General features: G+C 46.0%; 22 protein-coding genes. 16 read left to right on the top strand and 6 right to left on the bottom strand.

Features of this window, described 5'->3' with window-relative positions; genetic code table 11:
- Nucleotides 1-87: 87 nt before the first annotated feature.
- Both RIG66_RS16265 and RIG66_RS16270 read right to left on the bottom strand, forming a co-directional pair.
- Nucleotides 88-234: a hypothetical protein gene (locus tag RIG66_RS16265; RefSeq protein ID WP_446379749.1), complete on the bottom strand. Its 147-nt coding sequence runs from the start codon at nucleotides 232-234 to the stop codon at nucleotides 88-90.
- Nucleotides 235-808: 574 nt separating this feature from the next.
- On the bottom strand, nucleotides 809-1,192 hold the full coding sequence (locus tag RIG66_RS16270) for a hypothetical protein (protein WP_446379751.1): 384 nt from the start codon (nucleotides 1,190-1,192) through the stop codon (nucleotides 809-811).
- A gap of 36 nt (nucleotides 1,193-1,228) precedes the next feature.
- On the opposite strand from RIG66_RS16270, the gene RIG66_RS16275 reads away from it, so the two are divergent.
- Genes RIG66_RS16275 through RIG66_RS16285 form a run of 3 tightly spaced genes read left to right on the top strand, consistent with a single transcriptional unit; the run spans nucleotide 1,229 to nucleotide 2,450 of the window.
- Complete coding sequence (locus RIG66_RS16275) at nucleotides 1,229-2,041, top strand: EI24 domain-containing protein (RefSeq protein WP_446379753.1); 813 nt, start codon at nucleotides 1,229-1,231, stop codon at nucleotides 2,039-2,041.
- A gap of 45 nt (nucleotides 2,042-2,086) precedes the next feature.
- Nucleotides 2,087-2,329, top strand: coding sequence for a hypothetical protein (locus tag RIG66_RS16280; RefSeq protein WP_446379755.1), 243 nt, complete (start codon nucleotides 2,087-2,089; stop codon nucleotides 2,327-2,329).
- Nucleotides 2,310-2,450, top strand: a complete 141-nt coding sequence (locus RIG66_RS16285) for a hypothetical protein (RefSeq protein WP_446379757.1) — start codon at nucleotides 2,310-2,312, stop codon at nucleotides 2,448-2,450. The genes RIG66_RS16280 and RIG66_RS16285 overlap by 20 nt, the downstream gene beginning before the upstream one ends.
- 147 nt (nucleotides 2,451-2,597) lie before the next feature.
- Here the strand turns inward: RIG66_RS16285 and RIG66_RS16290 are convergent, their stop codons facing one another.
- Entirely contained in the window at nucleotides 2,598-3,482 is an 885-nt protein-coding gene (locus RIG66_RS16290; protein ID WP_446379759.1) for a sulfotransferase family protein, read from the bottom strand.
- A gap of 167 nt (nucleotides 3,483-3,649) precedes the next feature.
- On the opposite strand from RIG66_RS16290, the gene RIG66_RS16295 reads away from it, so the two are divergent.
- From RIG66_RS16295 to RIG66_RS16355, 13 genes are all read left to right on the top strand, one after another.
- The gene (locus RIG66_RS16295) at nucleotides 3,650-4,687 is read left to right on the top strand and encodes an NADP(H)-dependent aldo-keto reductase (protein WP_446379761.1); all 1,038 of its coding nucleotides are present in this window, start codon (nucleotides 3,650-3,652) and stop codon (nucleotides 4,685-4,687) included.
- A gap of 40 nt (nucleotides 4,688-4,727) precedes the next feature.
- Nucleotides 4,728-5,042: a hypothetical protein gene (locus RIG66_RS16300; RefSeq protein WP_446379763.1), complete on the top strand. Its 315-nt coding sequence runs from the start codon at nucleotides 4,728-4,730 to the stop codon at nucleotides 5,040-5,042.
- Nucleotides 5,043-5,080: 38 nt separating this feature from the next.
- A complete protein-coding gene (locus RIG66_RS16305) occupies nucleotides 5,081-5,758 on the top strand; it encodes an urease accessory protein UreF (protein WP_446379765.1) in 678 nt (225 codons plus the stop codon).
- A 77-nt stretch (nucleotides 5,759-5,835) separates the two neighbouring features.
- Nucleotides 5,836-6,081: a hypothetical protein gene (locus tag RIG66_RS16310; protein WP_446353677.1), complete on the top strand. Its 246-nt coding sequence runs from the start codon at nucleotides 5,836-5,838 to the stop codon at nucleotides 6,079-6,081.
- A gap of 2 nt (nucleotides 6,082-6,083) precedes the next feature.
- Entirely contained in the window at nucleotides 6,084-6,245 is a 162-nt protein-coding gene (locus RIG66_RS16315) for a hypothetical protein (RefSeq protein ID WP_446346538.1), read from the top strand.
- 1,053 nt (nucleotides 6,246-7,298) lie between these two features.
- Complete coding sequence (locus RIG66_RS16320; protein ID WP_446379767.1) at nucleotides 7,299-8,708, top strand: response regulator; 1,410 nt, start codon at nucleotides 7,299-7,301, stop codon at nucleotides 8,706-8,708.
- A 411-nt stretch (nucleotides 8,709-9,119) separates the two neighbouring features.
- Entirely contained in the window at nucleotides 9,120-10,400 is a 1,281-nt protein-coding gene (locus RIG66_RS16325) for a response regulator (RefSeq protein WP_446379769.1), read from the top strand.
- A 68-nt stretch (nucleotides 10,401-10,468) separates the two neighbouring features.
- Nucleotides 10,469-10,834, top strand: a complete 366-nt coding sequence (locus RIG66_RS16330) for a response regulator transcription factor (protein ID WP_446379771.1) — start codon at nucleotides 10,469-10,471, stop codon at nucleotides 10,832-10,834.
- A 166-nt stretch (nucleotides 10,835-11,000) separates the two neighbouring features.
- Nucleotides 11,001-11,537: a chemotaxis protein CheW gene (locus RIG66_RS16335; RefSeq protein WP_446379773.1), complete on the top strand. Its 537-nt coding sequence runs from the start codon at nucleotides 11,001-11,003 to the stop codon at nucleotides 11,535-11,537.
- A gap of 206 nt (nucleotides 11,538-11,743) precedes the next feature.
- Nucleotides 11,744-16,723: a GAF domain-containing protein gene (locus RIG66_RS16340; protein ID WP_446379775.1), complete on the top strand. Its 4,980-nt coding sequence runs from the start codon at nucleotides 11,744-11,746 to the stop codon at nucleotides 16,721-16,723.
- Nucleotide 16,724: 1 nt separating this feature from the next.
- Nucleotides 16,725-16,877, top strand: coding sequence for a hypothetical protein (locus RIG66_RS16345; RefSeq protein ID WP_446379777.1), 153 nt, complete (start codon nucleotides 16,725-16,727; stop codon nucleotides 16,875-16,877).
- 458 nt (nucleotides 16,878-17,335) lie between these two features.
- Nucleotides 17,336-20,704 carry a response regulator gene (locus RIG66_RS16350; protein ID WP_446379779.1) on the top strand — a complete coding sequence of 1,123 codons (3,369 nt, stop codon included), beginning with the start codon at nucleotides 17,336-17,338 and terminating at the stop codon, nucleotides 20,702-20,704.
- 93 nt (nucleotides 20,705-20,797) lie between these two features.
- Nucleotides 20,798-21,235, top strand: a complete 438-nt coding sequence (locus RIG66_RS16355) for a chemotaxis protein CheW (RefSeq protein WP_446379781.1) — start codon at nucleotides 20,798-20,800, stop codon at nucleotides 21,233-21,235.
- 169 nt (nucleotides 21,236-21,404) lie between these two features.
- Here the strand turns inward: RIG66_RS16355 and RIG66_RS16360 are convergent, their stop codons facing one another.
- The 3 genes from RIG66_RS16360 to RIG66_RS16370 all read right to left on the bottom strand — a co-directional run.
- Nucleotides 21,405-21,530, bottom strand: coding sequence for a hypothetical protein (locus RIG66_RS16360; protein WP_446379783.1), 126 nt, complete (start codon nucleotides 21,528-21,530; stop codon nucleotides 21,405-21,407).
- Nucleotides 21,531-21,700: 170 nt separating this feature from the next.
- Entirely contained in the window at nucleotides 21,701-22,015 is a 315-nt protein-coding gene (locus RIG66_RS16365) for a hypothetical protein (RefSeq protein WP_446379785.1), read from the bottom strand.
- A 365-nt stretch (nucleotides 22,016-22,380) separates the two neighbouring features.
- A partial coding sequence (locus RIG66_RS16370) for a HEAT repeat domain-containing protein (RefSeq protein ID WP_446379787.1) occupies nucleotides 22,381-25,681 on the bottom strand: 3,301 nt, incomplete at its 5' end.

The following is a 25,681-nucleotide window of genomic DNA, read 5'->3' on the forward strand; positions in this document are numbered from 1 at the left end:
GATATAGATATTAGTGTAGGTGCAATGTCTGCCACACACAACCTGGGGTGAGGGGGCGCGATCGCACGATTAGACCCCATTCCTACTCTACCTTGCCTCTACATACAGACTAAAAGCTCGTGAACATCTGCCAGCATCTGCAACTGTGACAACATTTAGATTAGCATTCCGCAAAGCTTTGACCAACGCCGCGTTAATGGTGTCTTCATCCAGATAGAAACCAATCTGACTCATGATCGCCTTCGAGCTAAATAGTCTGCTTCGAGGCGATCGCATTCTTGATCATAAGCGGCAAATTCCACATCGAGCAATTCTTTATTGGCGTAGTAGTAAGCTATAGCTGCATAACACCTTTCTTGCTCCCCTCTCCCCAGAGTGGGAGAGGGGCTGGGGGTGAGGGGTTTTTAGCTTAAGTTGACACGGATTCACACTTTTACCACTGACGTGCGCCCGATTCAATCGTAAAATTTATCCCACAATTTTAGCTAGATCCATCCAGTAATTTTGTGATTGGTGGGTTACGGCGGATATCAAATTAAAGGGTAACAATTAAAATGGTATAACCGCCTAACCCACCCTACTGGCGTGGCACACCTTATTTGATGAATTAGAATTACGCCCGGAAACCGTAGGGGCGCATGGCGTGCGCCCGATTCAATGGTAAAATCTATTCCATCATTTTAGCTGTGCCACGCCATTACTGGTGATTTTTTTTGAGGAGTTTAGGTTGGGTTTGTTAGCGCTCGTGTCGCGTTTCCAAAGGTAGCGTCACACATTCTGTCGTCAAACGTTAGACATCGGCAAGTTATCACACCGCTGCAAACTCAGCAAATACTTGCTCAATCACCTTTTGCGCTTTAGTATCCAGAGAATGCCAATCCACTTCACCGTCTTCATCAATTAGGCTAGTATCAATCTCAACCTCCTGGCTTTCTACTTCAGAATGAACCGGGGCGTACTTCTGAAAACAGACTTGAAAGCATAACTCCCACAAGTTAATACAGGTTGAATAATCAGGCTTTTCTAAACATACCGCATGACCCGGTATCGGTGTCTGCACATCCTTGTACGTGGCTTTCCAGGTGGTTGGTTCAAGCTGCTGGCGAATATGATCAACGATACGGATTAACGCGGGTTGCATTAATAGTCCCGCTTGTTCCCACGCCTGGGTTGTTTTAAATTTGGGTTTCATTCTGAACGTCAAGAGGGAGGAATTCAGCAAACAACGATGTTAAGACTACTGAGTGGATTTGGTTTCGTGACGGGAGCAACTTACCCGTTGCGCGTGTTGGCAGTTTTCCGGCGCACTCCACGTCTGTGGGGATACATGATTACTCCAATTTTGGTGAATGTGTTCATCGGTATTGCTCTGTACGCCGGATTACTGGTGTTTGGATGGCAACAGATTGACAGTGTTACGCTTAGTTTATCGCAATGGTTGAATAATGCGATCGCGAGTCTTCCCCCCTGGCTGAGTTTCCTGGGCGTGTTCGCGACGGGGATCAATTGGTTGCTGGATGTAGTCTTGGTAATTGGCTTACTGCTGATTACGGGATTTTTGCTCGTTCAGTTTGGCGTTTTACTGGGTGCGCCGTGGTATGGTCAACTCTCGGAACAGTTAGAAGAAATCCGCACGGGTCAAATTCACACGGTAGAGGTGGGATTTATCCAGGATATTTGGCGGGCGATTTTATTTGAGTTGAAGAAGCTGGTATTGGGAATCAGCGTCGGTGTCTTGTTACTAATGTTGAATATTCTCCCAGGGATTGGCACCTTAGCCGCCGCAATTGGCGGGATTATCTTAACCGCAACGGTAACTTGTCTTGACTTTCTTGACGCTCCCTTAGAACGTCGCCGTTTACGGTTTCGCTACAAGTTAGGAATTGTGTTTAACAGTTTACCTGCTAGTGCGGGGTTTAGTTTAGTCTGTATGGCGTTAATTACGATACCCTTGGTGAATCTGGTTACCATTCCTTTATGTGTCGCATCCGGGACATTGTTTTTTTGCGATCGCGTCTTACCTAAGTTACCCCCAGTCTGATTTATGAGTAAAATGTACAATAAGGCGATAGACAGGAGATATACCATGAGAACACTTGAAACAACCGTCAATGTCACATCAGATGGTAAAATCACTCTACAACTCCCTCCCGATATTCCAGCCGGAGAGTATCAGGTTGTGTTGGTACTTGATCAGACCATTGTTCCAGAAGCATCAGAAACTCCTAAGAAACGCCCGCCTTTAAATTTTCCTGTGGATAGTTACGGTTCTTGGTCTCCTAATCTTTCCCTAAGACGTGAGGATATGTATGATGAATGGGGTCGATAATGCGGTATTTCTCGATACCAATGTTCTGGTGTACGCTAATGTTGAAGAATCTCTATTTCACCAATCGGCACTAGAAGCCATTCAAACTCGTTATGAAGCCGGAATCGATTTATGGAATTGATCAGCTATTGACCCATAATGTTGCTGATTTCAACCGCTTTTCAGGATTGATCACTGTATTGCCATTAGTTCGAGATGAAGGGTAGTTTTGTCGGTTGGGTTCCCTTATCTCAACCATTAACTTGAATTGTGTCCGACTATTTATAAATCAGCGATTACTCAATAAAGTGGCTTGGCTAACCTTTAATTTATCCTGCATATAGCCGAGTATTTCTAATTCCTGACCTGCGATTTCATGAAAATGCTGCACCTCTGATTCAGTTAACTCTTTTTTCCAGCGCCCTTGACTAAACTTATCAATGGATTTGGATAGTTTGCGAAACTCTTGGCGAGTATCTTGAGTAATCCTGTTCTGGGAATAGTATTGAGGCTCAATCTGTCTGGCATCATACTCTTCCCCAAGAAAATTCATGATTTGCCTAACTACCTGTTCCGGGTTATTGGTTAAGTCTTCATACTTAACGTCAAAAATATTGTCATTCTCTCCCTGGTTTAGTCTCGCGTTTACACATTTTTTCCAGTAGGACGCATAGCGGACGATACTTTTTCCTTGGGGAACATTTTGGTGATGGCGTGCGGAACAATAGCCGTCTCGACCATCACGGAACATATTGATAAACTTGGCGTTGGGAAAGTGCTTTAATAAAAACTTCAGCCTCAAAACATGCTGGGGAGTTTTTTCAATAAAACGCTGACCTCCTGTTTGGTGAGTGATCTGTTGAGTGAATTTATCGTAAAATTGCACAATATCTGGGGACTGCTTAATTAAATCTGCTATGTCTGTAGTAGTGAATCCTTCATAAGTAAACCCATAAATATCCCGGTACATAAATAAGCCCGTTTCATACCCAAAACTACTCAAATTAGGATGAGCGCCTAAAATCAATTTTATCAGGGTTGTGCCACTGCGAGGCGCACCAAACACGAAAATATGGGGTTCCTGAGAAATCGTCTTCGGTAGGCGCAGAAAAATATTTTTAGGAATAGCTTGGGGATGCTTTAAAAAAGAGCGAAGGGCTGTAATAAGAGGCATAGAGCTAACCTTTGACTATTTTTATTCGATCTGATAATAATAAAATATTAATCGATGATAATTAAGATTTAACCTAGGCTCAAAAAAAATTAATAATTCCTTGAGTTGAATAGTGTCTTAACATTTTGTATTAATATAGAAGGATGACAATTATTTAATAATCAGGTATGGAGTACAAACAACTAGGGGAGAGCGACCTACGGGTTTCAGAAATCTGCTTGGGAACCATGACCTATGGTCAGCAGAACACTATAGACGATGCGAGAGAGCAACTGGACTACGCGATTTCCCAAGGGGTTAACTTTATTGACACCGCAGAAATGTATCCTGTACCGGGACGGGCGGAAACTCAGGGGAAGACAGAAGAGTATATTGGCGAGTGGTTAGTTAAGCAACAGCGCGATCAGCTAATTGTGGCGACTAAAATTGCAGGTCCCACATCTCGGATGAGTTGGATTCGGGGCGAAAACCACCGGATTGACCGCCCCAATATCGAGCAGGCACTAGAAGATAGCCTGAAGCGCCTGCGTACTGATTATATTGACCTCTATCAAATCCATTGGCCCGATCGCTATGTTCCCTTGTTTGGCGCACCTGATTATGATCCCAAGCATGAACGGGACACCGTACCCATTGCTGAACAACTGGAGGTATTCGCTGACTTCATCAAAGCTGGGAAAATTCGCTACTTGGGGTTGAGTAATGAAACCCCTTGGGGCGTGTGTGAGTTTTGCCATGTTGCCCAGCAGCTAGGATTACCCAAAGTGGTATCGATTCAAAATGCCTACAGCTTGGTTAATCGCATCTTTGATATTCACCTAGCGGAAGCCTGTCGATTTAATCAGGTTGGGTTACTCGCCTATAGTCCCTTAGCCTTTGGCTTGCTGACGGGTAAATATCTCAACGGTATCCCAGAAAAGTCACGGCTAGCCCTATTTCAAGGATTTGGGGGGCGGTATGAGAAATTCAATCTAACCGAAGCGGTGAAGGAATATGTGAACATTGCCCATAAGCATAACCTGACACCCGCCCAGTTAGCCTTGGCATTTGTGCGATCGCGTTGGTTTGTTACCAGTACGATTATCGGTGCAACCACCATCGAACAACTCAAGGAAAATCTGAGTGCGGCTGAGGTGACATTGGATCAGGATATCTTGGCAGAAATTAATGCCGTTCACGCCCGGTATCCGAATCCTACACCCTGATGGTGTGGAGGAGCAGGGGAAGCTGGGGGAGCTGGGGGAGATGGGGGAGATGGGGGAGATGGGGGAGATGGGGGAGATGGGGAAGATGGGGAAGATGGGGAAGATGGGGAAGATGGGGAAGATAGGGAAGATGGGGAAGATAGGGAAGATGGGGAAGATGGGGAAGATGGGGAAGTTAACTCAAAACTCTACCTTACCTATTGCATATTCCACACCGAGCGTGTTACCGAGCGTGTTACTGAGCGTGTTGCCGAGCGTGTTACTGAGCGTGTTACTGAGCGAAGCCGAAGTAAGTCGAGGCAAGCCGAGGTGTTGCCTATTGCCTATTGCCTATTGCCTATTGCCTGACAAATGACGAATGACAAATGACAAATGACAAATGACAAATGACAAATGACAAACAATCACCTTTTACATTTGTTGCAACTAGCGAGTCCAGGCTTACCTGTCGGTGCTTACAGCTATTCAGAAGGATTAGAAATACTTGTAGAAAAAGAGATAATTAATAATCCACAACAATTGAAAGCGTGGATTGACCAAGAATTGAGATATGGAGCGATTCGCTTAGAAGCTGCGATTATGGTACGCGCCTATCAGAGTATCCAGGCTGAAGATTTAGAGGGATTGAAGTATTGGAATGCTTGGGCGAGTGCGGCGAAGGAAACCTCAGAGTTGCGATCGCAAAGTTGGCAAATGGGTAATTCCCTGATCCGTTTACTGGTGGAGTTAGAACCGGAACTTCAATCTGTGGCGGGGATCGTGGGAACTCCCTGTAATTATGCGATCGCCTTTGGTATTGCAGCCGCGTACTGGCAAATTAACCTCATGGATGCTTTATTGGGCTATTTACACAGTTGGGCATCTAATCTAATTAATACAGGTGTGAAATTGATTCCTCTGGGTCAAACCGCCGGACAACAACTGCTGCTGGAACTTGCCCCTCAGCTATCGGGTGCGAGCCAAGGCATTTTAGCCCTAGAAGATGATGAACAGTTACACAGTTGCACTTGGGGATTAGCGCTCTCTAGCATGGCTCACGAAACCCAGTATACACGATTATTTCGCAGTTAACGGTATTTTGTACTGGTGTCAGTTGTCTATCGGATATTTCTATGCTACCTTAAAAGTTTTTCAAATTTGAGGAAGCTATGAGTCAACGAACCCAAATCAATCTTCGCATAGACAACGAATTACTCCAAGCGCTACGCGAAAAATGTGCCGCTGAAGGCTGCACGCAGACGGAGTTTATTACCAATGCGATCAAATCGTCATTAGGTATCCCGATTACCCAAGCCAATCTGATTGAGATCGATGAACGAATTGCCGCCCATATTCAACCCATTCGAGAAGAGTTAGATCAGTTGAGGGCAGCCTTGGGGGAATTCGCAGCCTGAGGGTGAACAATGGAACTCTCAGGCAACAGGTTCCACCAGTATCTAACTTAGAGGCAATTCGCGATCGCATTCTCGGCAACTTGAATCTCGGTAGAAATGCACTCGCCTACAAAGCTGCCCAGAAAGTCCTCAATGAGTTTATTGGCGAATTGTACAGAAAATAAGTGATCACCAAAAGCGGCAACTGGTATAGTTCCTTTGTTCATGGTTCCTCAACCCTGAACAATCAACGATGAACCATTTAGCTTTTTTGGTGCTTCGCGAGTCTCTTGTCTCTTGCGTCTGGTAAAATCCCACGTTTTTTAGCGTGGGATATATTTTCTTCATTCTATTTGATTTTATCAGGTTAAGCTATACAACTGCTATATATTTAGCCAGAACCTGATAATCAAAAATACTTAATATCTAGGAAGAAAGATTAATCATGTCAGGGAAATTACGGACGGGTTGGGTAATAAACCTCTCCATACCTAAGCCAAATGGCTTAGGGAAATTTCCCTAAAATATAGAGCTGATTAGGCGCTGAAACGCCTATGGTTAAGAGGTTAATAGCTTGTCTTCCTGCAAGAGGGCTATACGCAGTAAACTTACGCCATTATGCTGAGGCAATTAGCGGTACGATAAGCCGACAATAAGAAGATGTAATGACTTAAACCCGAAAAGGTGAACAAAACTTTACAAAAACTTTATGCTCACTTTACTGAATTGCTAGTGACATCCTCTATCATAAAAACAGAGTAAGTCTGAATGAGTCGTGAAATAGCAATCCTTGCTGGGCAAACTTTCCAGCCTCATCTGTAAAAAACCAATTATTAAGACGAGCGATAGTGAGTGTAAACAACTTTCTCGAAACGTCTACCTAGAATTACCCAAGATACAACAAAACCTGGACTATCCTACAGCAGTGCATCTCCACAACGCCTAAGTAAGGGGCTGGCTCACCTCCATCGGTGACAGCAAAAAGTTATCTAATCTGGGTAATTTACCAAAATCTGTAATATTAACGGCAAACGCTGGATTTAAATGCCAACCCAACGAATCCAGTTGTTTATGCTGATCTCCAAACAAGACTGTATGAAATTGTCCCAGTTGATTATTGCAGTCTGATGGTATTACACGACTAAGTGCAGTCTGTTCCTCTGTTCCCAACTTGGCTAGTTGCTTTCATCATCCCTAATCACTTTCATGCTGTATTCCCAGAAGTTCAAGCTAAAATTATGACCAATCAATTCGAGCGAGCAATTGGATACTCACAAAACTGGACTGAATTTATTAGCACTGGTGCTTTTCCCTTCACCCCTTGTCCAATTATCAATCCTGAAAATCTGGCGACCCAACTTTTCTCCTGCGCCAGTGAGAAATTTACAGGGTGCTTAGATATTGAAGCGCCTCAACACCAACACTGGAGTTTATATTTTTGCCAAGGTTTAATCTGTGGTGGAAGTGGCATACATCCCCGTCGCAGTTGGTTGCGCCAGCTTTATCGCTACTGTCCCCAACTTATTGATACGACTGTCAATTCTTCCCAACCGTTCCCTAGTCACAATTACGATACCTTAGCGGAATTAGTAACCCAGGGAAAACTTCGGTCACAGCAAATGACAGAAGTTGTCGAAAGCTATATTTTAGAAGTTTTTTTTGATCTGATTCAACACCTGGAACAGATATCTGCTTCCTCCAACTGGCAACTTAATTATAGTCAAATCCCTCAAGCTCAGATGGAGTCTACCTTAGTCACCCTAGATGTTGATGAAATGTGGCGGCAAGCGGTAAAACTTTGGCGAAGTTGGCAAAGCGCCGATTTAACCGACATTTCTCCTAATTTAGCGCCTAAGGCATTAAACCCTAAGCAATTGCAACAACAGTTTTCCCAGATGCTCTACAATAACCTCAGTGGTTTGGGAGGTATGAATCAGACGTTTCAAGCGTTGCAAGAGGAAACCTCTGACGTTACATCTGATAACCTGATAGCTTCGATGGATGGCAATCAAACATTACGGGATTTAGCTGTTCATTTGAATCGGAATCTTGTACTCCTAACTCAGCCCATCATGCCCTATATTCGTCAAGGGTTAGTTGAATTGATTGAGGTTGAGGATGTGAGTTTCAGTGCTGCATCACTGACAAAGCCAGACTTTTCATCTCCCGAAACCCCAGCCACTCCAAGAGAATCGAAATCGGCGAATCCCTTAATTGCCTGTATCGAAGATAGCTCAGTTGATCTGCTACTGATGAATCATATTCTCACTCAAGCAGGCTATCAATTTATCAATATTGAGGATCAGGAAAAAGCATTATCGATATTGATAGAACACAAACCCGACCTGATTTTCTTAGATTTAGTTATGCCCATTGCGAATGGGTATGAAATCTGCTCCCAAATTCGTCGGGTTTCCTTTTTCAAATCCACCCCAGTGATTATTGTGACGGGTAAGGATGGGATTATTGACCGGACACGGGCAAAAATTGTCGGTGCGTCAGATTTTATCACCAAACCCGTTAATAAAGATAAAATGCTCCAAGGGTTACACACTTATCTCCCCAAGCCCCCGGTTAACCAGTTTCAGGATACATCAATGTTTGGAGATTGGTACGCTCAACCACCGATGCAATACTCTCCAATGTAGTGTTGAATGCTCACACTTTGGTGGAGACAAAGCAGATGGCAGATGGTAGATGGCAGAAGTGTATTACTGGTACGGAATCATTTCAGCCCTTACATCTGTCCTAAGCTTTATGACAACAGTTATCTACTAAAAAATAGTTGTATTCTTATCTACTTTTTATTTATTGTAGGAAAATATGTAATTTATATGAAATATTTTATTTCCGATCATTGACATAATTACCTTTTCATGAGCTACAATTAAGCTAGTTATATCTGTAGTTTATCATGGAATATTTTATCGGCGAAAAACAGTTAACATTGTAGCTCTCACAAAAGAACATTTTAAAATCTTAATGGCAAAAAAAAGTCATATTTATATCGATATGACTGACGATAGTATCTGATTTAGCGAGATAAATAATAAATAAAAATGCTTGCTCCTTTATCTGTTCGATCAACTCATTGGACTATAACCAAACATGATGTCGTTTTTACCACAGAAGAACTACTAAAACGTATTCAAAATTGTGCGAGTCAACAATTTACAGGTCAGTTAGATTTCAACATAACCAATCCCCAACAACAGCAGTGGCAGCTATTCTTTAGTGTCGGCAGTTTGATTGGTTGTCACAGTAAGGTACATCCCGTGCGTCGTTGGTTTCGTCAGCTATCATTGCACTGCCCTTCACTGGCTGTTAATGCTATAACGCCAGCAGGAGAACCGATTCAATATCAAGATTATGAGTCATTAGCCACACAAGCGAAACAAGGACAAATCCCCCTAGGACAAATGGCAGCACTTGTTCAAGGTCATACCAGCGAAGTTCTTTTTGATATTATCCAAGCAGGGGAACAACAAAACTATCATTCTGGAATGTATCTAAGCTACCGAGTCATTCCTCAAGATTCTATCGATTTAGGGTGGGTTGTGGTACGGGCTGAGCGCGTTTGGCAGCAAGTTTTTCAGGATTGGCAAGCTTGGCAACAAGCGGGTTTAGCTGACATTTCACCGAATCTCGCCCCTAAAATTTTGCAGGCAGATCAGTTGAGCCAACAGACATCACCTTCTGCTTATCGTAATCTAACAGCGTTTGCGGATGGGAAACAAACGCTTCGGGATTTAGCGGTTAAGTTAAAACAAAGTCCTCTGCCCCTAACTCACTCAATTGCCCCTTATATTCATAAAAAATTAATTGGATTAGTTGAAGTTGAGGACTTGAAGGTTTCTATTTTACCTCGTCAAATTGTTGAGGATAAATCTCCTGAAAATGGCAAAATTACATCACGGAATCCTTCTCGCTTGTCATCCTCCTCTAAATCAGCAAATGCGGTAATTGCTTACATTGATGATAGTCGGCATGACACTCAAATGATGGGTTATATTTTAGAGGAAGCGGATTATAAGTTTGTCTCAATCCAGGATTCAGTGCAAGCCCTAGTTAAGCTTTTAGAAAATAAGCCGGATCTGATATTCCTGGATTTGGTGATGCCTGTCGCTAATGGTTATGAAATTTGTTCTCAAATTCGCCGTGTTTCGGTTTTTCAGGATATCCCCGTGATTATTCTGACCGGAAATGATGGCATTGTAGACCGGGTGCGTGCCAAAATGGTCGGGGCTTCGGGTTTTTTGCCAAAGCCGATTACTCAACAAAAGGTGTTGAGTACTTTGCAGAAGTATTTACCGACCAAATCTGTACCGATGAGTAATTAAATAGTGTTCAGTATTTATGACTGAACCCAAAACTGCAAAGGTTGTGTATCGCAAACATTGGATTAACTATGACAACTGTTCTTTTAGTGGAAGATAGTGTAACAGAAACCCAGGTACTGACTCGTTATTTAAGACAAGCCGGATTTAACGTAGTGAGTGTAACAAGTGGAGAGGAAGCCCATATAAAACTTAAAGCTCAAAAACCGGATTTAGTGATTCTCGATGTTATTTTACCAGGTCAAAGTGGCTTTGAACTTTGCCGCGAGATTAAAACCAACATTGACACTAAGAAGATTCCTGTGGTGATGTGTTCAACCAAAGGCACAGATGCTGATAAGTTATGGGGTTCGATGCTAGGTGCTGATGCCTATATCTCTAAACCTGTAGACCAACAGGAATTAATGAAAACCATTAATAAGTTTACGTTGGTTTAGCTGATTGCTGGTGCGCTTTAATGGTTGATGACTCATTGTTGAAGAGTCGTGCTGATTATGAGTTTAATTTCCTCTCTGCTCTCCAACGAATGACAAATGACGAATGACAAATGACAAATGACAAATGACGAATGACAAATGACAAATGACAAATGACAAATGACAAATGACAAATTCACTTGACTCAATCCTCTTAACCACGAGTCTTGATTCACTCAACCTTAAACCTTCACCCCCAGAAACACAGCGGCGGTTACTTCGCTTTCCTATGAGTCACCAAGATAGTGCCCTATTGCCCTTGGAACAAATTGGGGAAGTGCTACGGGTTAATGTAAGAGACATTCTGCCTGTTCCGGAAATGCCTGGTTGTGTTTTAGGAATCTGCAACTGGCGTGGCGATATGCTTTGGCTGGTTGATCTGAGCCAGTTGCTGGGCTATTTATCATTAGACCAACAAGGGCAATTGGCTGATGTTTTGGTGGTGTTAGTGGTGCAGGTGAATGAGCAATCAATAGGACTGGTTGTTTCTCAAGTTAATGACATCGAATACCACAATTTGCAACATTTGCAGCCTGCTGTTCCGGGTGTATTTCCGCCTAAACTTTTGCCGTTTATTCTGGGTTCCCTCCCTGAAGATCAGGGCATTGTACTGAATATTCACGCCATTAGCCATTATCCCCTTTGGCAAATGCATCGTGAGTGAGGGAGCTGGGGGAGCTGGGGGAGCTGGGGGAGATAGTGAGTTAATTCACGCGCTATGTCTATTGGATAAAGTGAAAAAATTTCCTAACCTCACCTTCCCTATCTTCCTCACCTTCCCTATCTTCCCTACCTTCCCTATCTTCCTCACTTTCCCCATTTTTTCCGATCGCAGATCGCGGACATATTAGGACTAGACACATCGAAATTATGCAAGAACTCGAACAATCGAAGCAAGTACTCAACCCTGATGCGGAGAACGATTCCGCTCATAAAATTAGTAATGGCGATCGCGTGACAGATGAGTCTCAGCCTGAGATGGGTGTCAATATCGAAACCTATTTTCAGGAACAACGGAAGTGGCTGTTAGCGGTTGCTCAACGGATGCGTCGTGCGTCTACGATTGAAAGCGTTGATACGCTGCTAGAAACCACTGTGGCAGAGGTGCGGGAGCATTTCCAGGTTGATCGGGTTCTGATTTATCAATTTAAGACGGAAACCGAGGGTGTGGTTCGCGCTGAATCTATGGTTGCGGGGTATACTCCCTGTGTGGGTGAATCCTTACCCGCGTTAACCTTTGGCGCGAATAGTCAAATCGAGTATCAGCAGCAACAGGTTGTCACCCTGAGTCATCTGTATCAAGGCGTAACCAGTCCCTATCAACTGCAACTGCTGAAACGGTTTCAAGTTAAAGCCAGCTTGAGTTTACCGATTCTGTTTAGTAAACAAGTCTGGGGGTTACTCATTGTTCAGCAATGTTCCGGAACCCGCACCTTCCAAGACTCCGAAATTAATCTGCTGTATCAGGTGACAACGGAACTGGCGCTTAACCTGCAACCGGGGGAACTATTTAGTCAACTCCGCAGCCAAAACAAAAATACCAAAGTTGTCGGTCAAGTCGCGGCGAAAATTCTCAAGAACATCTTGCGATCGCTGAATGTTCCCCAAGTCTTTAGCAGCGCCACACGGGAAATCCGTCAGCAATTGCAGTGCGATCGCGTGGCGGTGTATCGGTTTAATCAAGATTGGAGTGGGGAGTATATCGCCGAATCTGTTGCTCCTGGGTGGGTTCCTTTAGTGGGTCCGGATATTCAAACAGTTTGGGAGGATACCCATCTCCAAGAAACCCGAGGCGGGCGTTATCGCTACGAAGAAACCAATGGGGTGAATGACATTTACGCCGCTGGTTTGACTGACTGTCACATCGATCTGTTGGAACAATTTGAGGCAAAAGCTTACGCGATCGCACCCATTTTCGAGGGAGACAAACTCTGGGGATTACTCGCCGCCTTCCAAAACTCAGGTTCCCGTCAATGGGATACTTCAGAGCTTAACATACTGGCATTAGTCGGGCGTCAGTTTGGTGTCGCCCTCCAGCAAGCCGAATATTTGGACAGTTTACAAGCGCGAACTGGACAATTAGCAAAAGCGGCGGAACGGGAACGCACCGTCGCCCGGGTGATTGACAAAATTCGTCAAACCACGGACTTGGAGACGATTTTCCAAACCACCACCAAAGAAGTGCGTAAACTGCTCAATATTGAGCGCGTCACCATTTATAAATTCCGCGACGATTATTTCGGTGATTTCGTCAGTGAATCAGAAGCGGGAGGATTTCCCAAACTCGTGGGCAGTGGTTGGGAAGATCCCTATCTCAACGAACACCAAGGGGGACGTTTTCGCGATAATGAACCCTTAGTTGTGGATGATATTTACACCGCCAATCTCACCGATTGTCACGTCGAGGCTTTAGAATATTTTGAAGTCAAATCCTGCGCCGTCGTCTCTATCTTCCAAGGACAAAAGCTGTGGGGATTACTCAGTGCGTTTCAAAACACCAGCACTCGCCATTGGGAAGAGGGCGAAGTCCAATTACTCAAGCAAGTTGCCAACCAACTCGGCTTAGCGATACAACAAAGCGAATATGTGCATCAGATTCAGGTTAAATCTGAACAGCAGGTGAAAGAGGCGGAACGCGAACGGGCGTTAGCCAAAGTCGTGGATAAAATCCGTCAACCTTTCAACATTGACAAGGTGTTTGAAACCACCACTCAGGAAGTGCGGCGACTGCTGAATGTGGAACGGGTGACGATTTATAAGTTCCGGGATGACTATTTCGGTGACTTTATCTGTGAATCCGAGTCCGGCGGATTTCCTAAGTTAGTTGGGAGTGGTTGGGAAGATCCCTATCTCAACGAACACCACGGGGGGTGCTTCCGGAATAACGAACCGTTTGTGGTAGACGATGTTCACGATGGCACGCTGACCGATTGTCATGTCGAGGCTCTAGAATACTATCAAGTCAAATCCTGTGCGGTGGTGTCTATCTTCCAAGAAGACAAGCTGTGGGGATTACTCAGTGCGTTTCAAAACACAAGTACACGCCACTGGGAAGACGGTGAAGTCCGACTGCTCAAACAAGTGGCGTCTCAACTGGGCGTAGCGCTGCAACAGGCAGATTATTTGCAGCAATTACAAACCCAATCCCAGCAACTGCTGAAAACCGCCGACTTGGAACGAGTCACGGCTCAAATTATCAGCAAAATTAGCCAATCTCAAGACCTGGATCAGATTTTCCAGACGGCTTGTGGGGAACTACAAACCTTTTTGGGGGCTGATCGCGTGGGAATTTATCGCTTTGATCCCGAATCGGGGTTTGATCAGGGAGAAATGGTGTCTGAACGGGTGGTGGCAGGTTTCCCATCAGCCCTGTCGATCACAGTTGACGACCATTGTTTTGGTGACAAACATGCGGAAAATTATCGTAAGGGACGGGTTTGGGCAGTTGCCGATATCCATCACGCCAATTTAGCGCCCTGTTATATTGATACCCTCTCCAAATTTCAGGTGCGCGGGAATTTAGTCGCCCCCGTTATGCAAGGGATCGAATTGTGGGGATTACTCTGTATTCACCAGTGCAGTGGTCCACGCAAGTGGAGAAACCAAGAGGTGGAATTTGTTAAGCAGGTCGCCTATCAATTGTCCATCGCCCTGAAACAATCCCAGTACCTGCACCAGTTACAAGACCAATCCACGCAGCTAGCGACGATTGCCCAAACTCAGGAAACGGTATCCAGTGTTCTGACTAAGTTGAGCTATGGCGAGGATATCGCCACCATCTACAATACATCCACTCGTGAACTGCGGAAACTACTCAAGTGCGATCGCACGGCGGTTTATCAGTTTGAACCAGATTGGAGTGGCGTGTTTGTGGCGGAGTCGGTGGCGACGGGATGGACACCCTTAGTCGGTCCGGATATCCGCACTGTTTGGGAAGATAGCTATTTACAGGAAACTCAAGGGGGACGTTATCGGAATCGGGAAAGCTTTGCCGTGGATGATATCCATACCGTGGGTCACTCCGATTGTCACGTTGAAATTTTAGAACAGTTTGAGGTCAAAGCTTACGCCCTCGCCCCGATTTTCGTCGCCGATGAGTTATGGGGAATCCTCTGTGCTTATCAAAATACTGGACCTCGGCACTGGACGAGTACCGAAATCACCGCATTGACCCAAGTCGCTCAAGGCGTAGGAACGGCATTACAACGCCTCTACTACCTGGAGAAGGTGCAACAGCAGTCGGATCAATTCGCCCAGTTAGCGAAACGGGAAAGTAACTTTATCAACCTGCTGTATAAAACCGGACAACGGATTGCCGAGCGCTTGCAGAAAGGAACCTTGAACCCAGAGGTTTTGTTGCAGGCGACGAGTCAGGAATTGCGACTCCTGCTGAATGCGGATCGGGTGGCGGTGTATTGCTTTAATTCTGATTGGAGTGGGGAATTGGTGCTTGAAGATGTGGGGGGTTCCTACGTCAAGGTTGTCGGTACCCAACTGGCAAAGGTGAGTGATCCGGTGTTGCAACAAAGTGAGGGTGGTGTTTATCGCCAAAATCAGACTACGGCGGTTAATGACATTAGCCAAGCCACGGAGTTGACGTTTAACCGGGAGATTTTGCATCAGTGGGGGACTAAAGCGTACATCATCGCCCCCTTATTCCAAGGGGAACAACTGTGGGGATTGCTAGGGGTTTATCAAAACAGTGAACCCCGCACCTGGGAAGAGGGAGAGGTTAAACTCTTGGCGCAGATGGCAACTCAGTTAGGGATTGCTCTCCAGCAAGCGCAATCCTTGGAACAAGTTCAGGAACAGTCCCAACAATTGAGGGAGGCGGCGCAACGGGAGAAAGCGGCGAAGGAAGAATTACAACAGGGGGTAATTCAACTGCTAATGGCAGTACGTCCGGCGTTACAAGGGGATCTGACGGTACGAGCGCCGATTACCGAAGATGAAGTGGGAACGGTGGCAGATGCCTATAACAATACCCTGCAAAGTCTCCGGGCAATTGTACAACAGGTGCAGCAATCCTCGCGCCAAGTGGCACAAACCTCCCAAGCCAGTGAAACCGCGATCGCCGGATTAGCCCAACAAGCCCAACGTCAGTTCCAGGCGCTGGAAAACACCTTGGAACAGATTCAGATGATGGTGAATACCACTGAAGCGGTGGGGGCTAGCGCTCAACAGGTGGAAGAAGCGGTGCAACAGGCGAACAAAACGGTTCAAGCTGGGGATGAGGCGATGAACCGCACGGTGGATGGGATTATGGATATCCGGGAAACCGTGGCGGAAACCAGTAAGCGGCTGAAGCGTTTGAGTGAATCGACGCAGAAGGTGTCGCGAGTGGTGAATTTGATTAGTAACTTTACGACTCAAACCCAGTTGTTGGCGTTGAATGCGTCAATTGAAGCCACCCGCGCGGGTGAGTATGGACGAGGGTTTGTTGTGGTTGCGGATGAAGTCCGTTCTCTGGCGCGTCAATCGGCGGAAGCGACGACGGAGATTGCCCAATTGGTGCAGGAAATCCAGATGGGTACGGCTGAGGTGTCATCGGTTATGGAAACGGGGATTCAGCAGGTGGCATCGGGTACAAACCAGGTGAACGAAGCGCGGGAGTATTTGTATGCGATCGTGGAAGCTACGAGTCAGATTAGTCAGGTGGTAGCGGGAATTACTCAAGCGACTCAAGTTCAGAGTCAGGAGTTACAGTCGGTTACCCGAACCATGACTCAGGTGGCGACGATTGCTAATCAAACGGCGGAAAATTCGATGGAGATGTCTTCATCGTTCCAAGGTTTGTTGACGATGGCGCAAAATCTGCAAATGAGTGCGGATCAGTTCAAGGTTGAATAGTTTGTCATTTGTCATTGGTCATTGGTCATTGGTTATTGGTCATTGGTCATTGGTTATTGGTCATTGGTCATTTGTCTTATGTCATTTGTCATTGGTCATTGATGCTGTAGGGGCGGGTTTCACAACTATCGTTTTTTCTCTCACCCAGATGTGAGTAAACCCGCCCCTAAACCCAACCATTTAGTCAGGGCTGGCTGACGGGGTGATAAGCTAGCTGAAGTGTTGAGCCATCCTGCTTTTAGCCCATTTCTTCTTGTCACAGATAGGGTCAAAAATAGGAGTTTGTCTCTGGGGGACCAGCCCCCCAGACCCCCCGATGGGGGACGAGCGCCTCCCCCATACCCCCCGCGCAACGCTTCGCTTGACTATATCTCATCGGGTGGTCTTCATCTGTCAATAAGGATTTTCTTTGGAGATACTAATGTCGCTCAAAACCTGATTTTAAAAGGTTTTATGTTGCTTGTCGCCCCTACAAACCAGAATTATTTAGCCTAGCGTTGGGTCAACACTCAACACTTAGTCAGGGCGGGTTTTGTACAAAGGTTATCCGCAATAGCGAAAAGCAAGTCCCTAAACCCGCCCCTACATCCTTCGCAATCCAACAGTTTTCCCATGAATGATCCAAATATCCGTGAACAAAGTTACCAATATTTCCTGGAAGAAGCGCCAGAACTTATGGGTATTATCGAACAAGAATTACTCGATTTACGGGTTAATTTTAGTGTTAATAAAGTCCATAATTTAATGCGAACCACTCACACCCTAAAAGGTGCGGCGGCGAGTGTGGAATTGGACACCATTAAAACGGTGGCTCACTCGTTGGAGGATATTTTTAAAACCCTGTTTAATCCCGATGTCGTGATTGATGCGGAGGTGGAGGCGTTACTGTTTGAAGGCTATGAATGTCTGCGCTTACCCCTGACGGCGGAAGTGATGGGGGGAAAGATTAATGAGGCGGAAGTTCTCGATCGCACGGCGGCGGTGTTTGCTAAGTTGCAGGAAAAGCTGGGTGATTGTTTTGATCAACAAGCGAATATTCCGAGTTCGTTGGAGTTGGGATTTGATGTCACTCAATCCATTTTTGAGGTGGGGGTGAGTCAGCGGTTAGATCAAATTACTGAGGCTTTGGCGAGTAATGATCCGTCAGTGATGGCGGACACCTTGCGATCGCAGGCGGAGGTGTTGCTGGGTGTGGCGGAATCGATGAATTTACCGGGATTTGCGGCGATTGCTAGTAGTGCGATCGCGGCGTTGGAGAATTATCCGGATCAGGCGGAAATGATTACTCAGATCGCCCTAGCTGATTTGCAGGCGGGACAAAAGGCGGTGTTGAATGGCGATCGCACTCAAGGGGGTCAACCCTCTCAATCCCTGCAAGAATTGGCGGGGATGCTGGATGCTATTCCCGATCATGCGCCGCTGGAAGCCGCACCACAGCAAGTGTGGGAAGGGGATCTGAGTGATCCAGAGGTTAGTGCAGATTTTGCGGCGTCTGATACAAATCCAGCGGATTCAGCTTACCCCGATGAGGAGTTTTCGCAACGTCCGATCACTGATTCGGCAGATTTTCAACTGGATGCGACGGATTTGATGCCTTTACTGGATATCGATGTGAATGAGTATGAGGATTATAGTGTATCCGAATCGGAGACAGAAGGCGTTGAGGAACCCGATTCGGCTGATTTATTGGATAGTGTTTGGGGAAATATCTCGGTTTCCGAATCAACAACGGAGGAGGATGTTCAGGTAGAATCTGAATCGGAATCCGAAGAAGTGTTTCCCGTCTTCAAGACTCCAGCCAATAATTTTCAGGACTCAATCCCAGAATCTGTACCGACTCCTCCAGTAGAGGCGGCAGAACCGTTAATGGATTATGTTTTACCTTCGCCACGGGTACAACAAGAATCTGTTCCGGAAACGCAGCCGCAAACGGTGCGGGTGAATATTGATCATTTAGAACATTTGAATTATTCCGTTGGGGAACTCTTAACCTACCAAAATCGCCAATCCCTCCAGGATGAGCAATTGCAATCAGCGGTTCGTTTGGTATTAAGTCGGCTGCAACAGCATCAACAACTCTTGGATGAATTGCAAGATTGGCATGACCGTCAATTGCATCGATCGCAACAAAAACGGATGAGTCTCCGGGGGAAAAGGCGTCGAGAATGGATCAACGAAAACCCGTCATTAGCTTGGCAAAATCCCCAGACGACAATCCCGAATCAATTTGACTCGTTAGAACTGGATAGTTATAACGAACCGCAGCTTTTAATCCAGTCGTTGATGGATGATACCGCCCAACTCACGGAAGCAACGGAGTCGATTGAAGTTTTTGCCAGTCAATTTAATCAAACCTTTGACAAACAACGGCGACTGCTAACCAGTATCCGTGACACATTGATGGAGGCGCGACTGTTACCATTGGGAACCTTATTTAGACGGTTTCCGCGAGTGTTACAACAGTTAGAAGTCACCCACAATAAATCTGTGGAACTCTACATGGATGGGACAGAGGTATTAGTGGATAAAGTGGTGGTGCAGAAACTCTATGACCCCTTACTGCATCTGATCCGAAATGCCTTTGATCATGGGATTGAGTCGCCAGAGGTTCGCCAAGAATCCGGCAAAACCCGTCAAGGTACTATTGCCATTGATGCCTATCACCAGAATCGATATTTGGTGATTGAAGTTCGGGATGATGGGCAAGGGTTAAACTTTGAGAAGATTCGCCAACGGGCGGTGGAACAGCGCTTAATTGACGCGGAAAAAGCCAGACAGTTGTCACCTGCTGAACTCGCGGAGTTTCTGTTTGAACCCGGTTTTTCCACCGCTTCCGGGTTAAGTGATTTATCCGGGCGGGGAATTGGGATGGATGTGGTGCGTTCTCAGGTGGAATCCCTGCAAGGGTCAGTGACAGTATATTCTCAACCGTATTATGGAACAACCTTTCGGCTACAAATCCCCCTAAATCTGACCATCGCCAAGCTACTGTTGATGGAGGCGGGAGGTCAAACTTATGCTTTACTCTCAGATGCGATCGAACAAATCATTATCCCGCCACCGGAACGACTGCGCTGCTGGGATGAAGGGAAAGTGCTGCGATGGGGTACTGGCAAGGATGAGCAACTGATCCCGATTTTTTCGTTGGCAGAGGTGTTAAGTTACCATATTCCTCAACCGAAAACCTTAGTGTTATCCTCTCAACGCCCGTTAGTTGAGCAAAGTCCGAAAATGTCGGTGATTTTGATCCGGTGTCAGAATCGGCTATTAGGCTTGGAAGTCAACCAGCTTGTCGGGGAACAGGAATTAGTGATTCGTCCCCTGGGATCGATGATTGCACCTCCAGATTACGTGTATGGTGGTTGTATTCTGGCAGATGGCGGGTTAGCCCTGGTGCTAGATGGAACCACATTAATGCAGTCGATTGCTGATCAGCAGACGGCAAAATCCCCGCCAGAGTTTACCTCTGATTTTCAATCCTCAATGGTGGCTTTAACGGGTTCCACCTCCGTTGCATCCGATCGCAACCAGCGACAATTATCTCCCTCCCGCCCAGCCGCGTTACCTGCTGCACCTGAACCGCCACCCCCTACGCCAACCCCCAGGCGATCGCCCCAACTGGTGCTGATTGTCGATGATTCGATTACCGTGCGCCAAAGCTTAACCTTTACCTTACAAAAGGCAGGCTATCAGATTCTCCAGGCAAAGGATGGGTATGAAGCCCTTGAACAACTGCAAAATTATGGGGAAATTCAGTTAGTTATTTGTGACATTGAAATGCCGCGCATGAACGGGTTTGAGTTTCTCAAATACCGCCAACAGGAGCCAGTATTAGCGAATATTCCCGTTGTTATTTTGACCTCTCGCAGTAGTGAAAAGCATCGTTTGATTGCCACTGAATTAGGGGCAAATGATTATATCACTAAGCCATTTCTCGAACCTCAGTTGTTAGAGAAAGTACAGCAATTCATCAATACTTAGATGGTTAGAACGTTCTGAGAAATTTTTACCTAGAGAGAGATAAACGTGCTGCTGTCTTTTGCTTTCTGTCCTTTATTAACCAATCAATGAACCATGACCCCTGACACCCAAAAATATATCGTCTTTAAGATTAGCGACTCTCTGATGTCATTACCCATGGATAACGTGTTAAAGGTGCTAAACACACCATCCAATGAGAGTGGTTGGAATGCCATGGGATTACTGCAAATAGGAGATTATACGATTCGGATTGTCGATTTACATCAACAGTTAAATCCTAACTATGACGCCAATTCAACCAACTTGCAATCCTTTTTAGTCATTACCAACCCCATAGAAGGAGATCTCTTTGGCATTATCGTCGATGAACCGCCCAATTTGATTGAATTAAATCCTGACCTAATTCGTAAGTTACCTAAATATAACCGTCGCTTACCGATGGTGAGTCATGCGGCGGTTCTCCAGGAGAATGAGAAGAAAACTACAATTTTTATGTTAGATTTATATGAATTATTTAATCCAGTTGCATAAGCTTCGTCATTGGTCCTTTGTCTTATGTCCTTTGTAATAACCGTAGGGTGCGTTAGGCGTAATCACTCCTATTTATTGTCTTTCTAATGGAAATGTCGCCGTAACGCACCATTATTCGGGTCAAGGCAAAAAAGGGCTAAAGCCCTTACTACAAACGGCGCGATCGCACTCAAAAAAAAATGTGATTGTCCTCCAGTTCATCTCCACCCAAAGCTTCAATGGTGAACTCCTCTCCATCCAAAAGCACAGTCCCTTCGTAAAGATTAAACTGTGTTTCTCCCCATGCTGTTTGCATATCCTTTTGTTCAGTTTTCCAGCCTAGACTCTCTGCATCTTGGTTATTAATGGCTCACCAACCCGTAAATCCTGTATCCAGAATTGCTTGAATTGGAATACTATCACCATCAACGGCAATTAAAGCAATTTCAAAAATTAACTCACCCTTACTGTTAAACTCGCCTAAAATCATAGTCTACCGCAAGTTCCCGTCTTATTAATACGCATAATGAGACGTTTAGAAGTAGGATGATTTTCACCAGCTTTTTTTCGAGCAACGGTTTCATCTGGATCAATAAAATAATCTCCGCTTTCTGGCTCTATGACAATAAACCAATCGTAGTGATTTTTAATAAGCTCAGGTTGAACTCGGTCAAAAACAACACGACAATTTCGATAAAATCTTTCATTTTCTGCGCGGCGTTTGGCTTTCTCTTCTGGCGAGAGACGACGTTCAGGAAATACTCTGCCTTTACGGACGCGATTAGACGATAACTGACTCATATTGGGTTCTACCTGTCTAAGATGACAATTAGTGTAATCTTCTTTTTTAGTTTAATATAGTATGATTTGAAGATTCGCGATAAGTTCCTTCTTCAGCGCTAGATCAGGACACGATAATATCGTACCCCTACCAAATCAATTCGTTGTAGGGGCATGGCATTGCCATGCCCTATTAATTAGGTGGACAGAATAAACGTTAAAAGAGGAGATCATCCTTTATCCTTTGTCAGGGTTTGAGGTGGTTTGACAAACCTGAACAGGGTTGAGCCAGATCAGTTCCGTGTTCTGAAGTCGAAATGCTGTGTTTTTGGGTGAAAAGGAAACAGGGGAATGTTTTAACGTATCCCCATCACCCCGTCACCTCGTCATCCTCTAGATAGGGCTTCCTGCCAAATTTCGTAGTTATAGAACTTGCAGTTCTCTTGGATAGCGAGAATGATTCTAAGAGCAGATTGACCAGAATCAGTTGGGATTAAGGTGAGAAGATGGGGGAGGTATTGAGTGATGGCTTCTGTGTCTTTCTTGGCAATTTCACCTAACACATAGGCGGCTCTCCAACGCACATCAGAGTCAGAATCTGCCACCAGTTTGAGCAAACCGGGAATCGCTGTTTGAGAACCGATTTCACCTAAGGCATAGGCGGCTCTCTTACGCACAGAAGAGTCAGAATCTTCCACCAGTTTGAGCAAGGCAGGAATCGCTGTTTGAGAACCGATTTCACCTAATGCCTCGGTGGCACTCTTACGCACAGAAGAGTCAGAATGTTCCACCAGTTTGAGCAATGCAGGAATCGCCGTTTCTGAACCAATATTACCTAAGACATAGGCGGCACTCTCACGCACATCAGAGTCAGAATCTGCCACCAGTTTGAGCAAACCGGGAATCGCCGTTTGTGAACCGATTTCACATAAGGCATGGACGGCACTCAAACGCACATAAAAATCAGAATGTTTCATGAGTTTGAGCAAACCAGGAATCGCCGTCTCTGAACCGATTTTACCTAAGGCATCGGCGGCAATCTTATGCACAGGAGAGTCAAAATCTTCCATCACCATAAGTTTGAGCAAGGCAGGAATCGCCGTCTCTGAACCGATTTTACCTAAGGCATCGGCGGCAATCTTACGCACGGAAGAATCAGAATCTTCCACGAATTTTAGTAAACCAGGAATCGCCGTCTCTGAACCGATGTTACCTAACGTATCTGCGGCAATCTTACGCATAGAATAGTTAGAATTTTTCATGAGTTTTAGCAAATCAGGAATCGCCGTCTCTGAACCAATTTTACCTAACGCCTCGGTGGCAATCTTATGCACATCAGAGTCAGAATCTTCCACGAGTTTGATCAAACCAGGAATCGCCGTCTGTGAACCGATTTTACTGAACGCATCGGCGGCAATCTTACGCACATCAGAGTCAGAATCTTCCACGAATTTTAGCAAACCAGGAATCGCACTTTCCGATCGCGTCTCCCGCAAATGCTCAACCTTTAACCAAGCAGGTACATCCAACGCCTCCACATACCCAACTGTCTGTTCCTGAAACTCTAACTTTACCTCCCCTGCTAACCGCGCTCCCAACCGCCAATCCACGTCCAGTGCCAGTTGCACCACCTGCACCGCTCGCCTATCATCCAGCAGCGCCAACATCAACGCGATTGGCTCTGTCCATTTTAGGTAATTGAGATACTCCCGCTTGAGAACCCCATCACTCAACGTTGGCAACCGTTCCCGCAATGCCTCGGCTGCGTAATATTCCTGAATCAGTTGATGGCGAAACTCTAACTCTTCATTGCCTGTCCCCGCCTGAATCAGATGATACTTCTGTAAATCCCGCAGACACTTACGGGCAAAATCCTCGCCATACGCCACTTTGCCATTGAGAAATTGCGCGATCGCCTGCACAGCCTCTTCCCGGGCAATCCCTACCCGTAGTTCTGTTGGCGTCTCTCCCTGCATCATCACCCACGCCAACTGTTGCAGCAACGATTTCCACCAGTCGCGATCGCTCTCAATCACGACATCCTGTTTCAGGTTGCGCTCATACCCCTGAGTAAATAACCGAAACACCAACCCCAAATTCTCTGGAATTGTCTGAGTCTCCCCAAACAAGTCACACAGCATCCACAGGAGTAAGGGTGTTTGCCCAAAGTCTCGCAAGCGCTCACCCAGTTGGCGCAGCATTTCCTCCGCTTGTTCTGGCACGTAGGCTCGAATAAACGCCTGCATTTGCGCTTTAGTGAGCGGCTGCATTTCCAATTTCTGCTCAATCCCTAAATCTCCCCCCAGACTCAAATCCCGTGTGGTGAAGATCATCGGCACTTTGGGATGATTGCGGCGAAAATCAGCAAGCTGCGATCGCGCTTCCTCTGAGGGCAACTCATTCACCCCATCAAAGAGGATGAGACAGCGTGATAACACCGTTTCCAGTTGTGCTTGCGTTAAGGGGAGTTCATTGCGAGTAAAGGCATTGAGAATTAATTGGGTGATTGAACCTTGCCAGTAACGCAGTTCCACCAACACCGGAATCCTCCTTAACTCCCCTCTCCCGTGCAACAAAAGCTCATCCGCCAGGGGTTCAAACCCCTGGCTCATAGCTAAAGTCCTCTGAAGAGGACTAATAATTGGTGGTTGAGTCGTCTTTAGACGACTTGGGCTATTAGGCAGGGACTTAAGTCCCTGACGGGCTTCGGGAAAATGAATCAGCCCTGGGGAATGAGGGGGGTTGGCAGAGGGGCTGGAGTTTAGGGCAGTCGTCGCCTCCTCCAAGAGTAACCGTGCCAACGCCGTAGACTTTCCCGATCCCGGACGCCCAACTAACAAAACCTGCTCCTGGGCATACTTGCGAAGCCCTTCCAGGACGGAAAATCGCTCGACCTTCTCTTCCTGTGGCTGTTCTCGCTCTTTCTCTTCCTGTGGCTGTTCTGGTTCCTCCTTTTTCACCCTCTGCACGATCAACCCGAAATCAAAAATCGGTGTCACATCCTGAGATTGCCTTTGTTTGCTTTCGGCATCGGTTAATGTGTAAAGCTGCCACCACTTCTCATATTTAGTAGTAATTGCCGTCAAATAGGGCTGAACATCGATTTCAGACGTCTTGAGAACTAAATCCCGCCAGCGGCGATCGCGTTGATGAAACTGCTGCTGAAACTCGCGCAATTGGGGAAACTGCTCCAGAATCGCCGTCGTGGGTACAGCACCACCCCCCAAATCCAAAGTGCGATCGCGGGTAAACTTGACCATCCCACAAACCTTACCCGTTCGCTGATTTAGCAATGGTGCGCCACTCATCCCTGGTCGCACCTGTCCCAAGGCAAACTTAATTAACCCTGGCTCATCTCCGGTTAAGCCTTCACAGTTAAACGTTACCGGACAGCCATTGTCAAACTCTCGATCCGGATAACCAAACAGATAGAGCGGATCACGGGATTGAATCGCCCCATCCAAATACACACAAGGCGGATTAGCATCAATAGGAAGCGTCACCCGCAACAGCGCTAAATCATAAGGATCAGGGCGCAATTCCTCTACTACCGCCTGTGACCAATTCTGCTGCATCTGCCAGCGTACCTGAATCGGTTCACCCTTCGCCTTTTTCACCACATGAGCGCAAGTGAGAATCCATTCTGGAGCCACAAAAAAGCCTGTCCCCCAACCTCCGGGAAGGGAA

It is taken from the genome of Coleofasciculus sp. E2-BRE-01 (assembly GCF_040221695.1).
In the GTDB taxonomy this organism is placed as follows: domain Bacteria; phylum Cyanobacteriota; class Cyanobacteriia; order Cyanobacteriales; family Coleofasciculaceae; genus Coleofasciculus.

Bases quoted from the DNA above. Each gene is read 5' to 3' on its own strand.
- RIG66_RS16265 (WP_446379749.1), bottom strand. From the start codon at position 234: ATGAGTCAGATTGGTTTCTATCTGGATGAAGACACCATTAACGCGGCG.
- RIG66_RS16270 (WP_446379751.1), bottom strand. From the start codon at position 1,192: ATGAAACCCAAATTTAAAACAACCCAGGCGTGGGAACAAGCGGGACTA.
- RIG66_RS16275 (WP_446379753.1), top strand. From the start codon at position 1,229: ATGTTAAGACTACTGAGTGGATTTGGTTTCGTGACGGGAGCAACTTAC.
- RIG66_RS16280 (WP_446379755.1), top strand. From the start codon at position 2,087: ATGAGAACACTTGAAACAACCGTCAATGTCACATCAGATGGTAAAATC.
- RIG66_RS16285 (WP_446379757.1), top strand. From the start codon at position 2,310: ATGATGAATGGGGTCGATAATGCGGTATTTCTCGATACCAATGTTCTG.
- RIG66_RS16290 (WP_446379759.1), bottom strand. From the start codon at position 3,482: ATGCCTCTTATTACAGCCCTTCGCTCTTTTTTAAAGCATCCCCAAGCT.
- RIG66_RS16295 (WP_446379761.1), top strand. From the start codon at position 3,650: ATGGAGTACAAACAACTAGGGGAGAGCGACCTACGGGTTTCAGAAATC.
- RIG66_RS16300 (WP_446379763.1), top strand. From the start codon at position 4,728: ATGGGGGAGATGGGGGAGATGGGGGAGATGGGGGAGATGGGGAAGATG.
- RIG66_RS16305 (WP_446379765.1), top strand. From the start codon at position 5,081: ATGACAAACAATCACCTTTTACATTTGTTGCAACTAGCGAGTCCAGGC.
- RIG66_RS16310 (WP_446353677.1), top strand. From the start codon at position 5,836: ATGAGTCAACGAACCCAAATCAATCTTCGCATAGACAACGAATTACTC.
- RIG66_RS16320 (WP_446379767.1), top strand. From the start codon at position 7,299: ATGACCAATCAATTCGAGCGAGCAATTGGATACTCACAAAACTGGACT.
- RIG66_RS16325 (WP_446379769.1), top strand. From the start codon at position 9,120: ATGCTTGCTCCTTTATCTGTTCGATCAACTCATTGGACTATAACCAAA.
- RIG66_RS16330 (WP_446379771.1), top strand. From the start codon at position 10,469: ATGACAACTGTTCTTTTAGTGGAAGATAGTGTAACAGAAACCCAGGTA.
- RIG66_RS16335 (WP_446379773.1), top strand. From the start codon at position 11,001: ATGACAAATTCACTTGACTCAATCCTCTTAACCACGAGTCTTGATTCA.
- RIG66_RS16340 (WP_446379775.1), top strand. From the start codon at position 11,744: ATGCAAGAACTCGAACAATCGAAGCAAGTACTCAACCCTGATGCGGAG.
- RIG66_RS16350 (WP_446379779.1), top strand. From the start codon at position 17,336: ATGAATGATCCAAATATCCGTGAACAAAGTTACCAATATTTCCTGGAA.
- RIG66_RS16355 (WP_446379781.1), top strand. From the start codon at position 20,798: ATGACCCCTGACACCCAAAAATATATCGTCTTTAAGATTAGCGACTCT.
- RIG66_RS16360 (WP_446379783.1), bottom strand. From the start codon at position 21,530: ATGCAAACAGCATGGGGAGAAACACAGTTTAATCTTTACGAAGGGACT.
- RIG66_RS16365 (WP_446379785.1), bottom strand. From the start codon at position 22,015: ATGAGTCAGTTATCGTCTAATCGCGTCCGTAAAGGCAGAGTATTTCCT.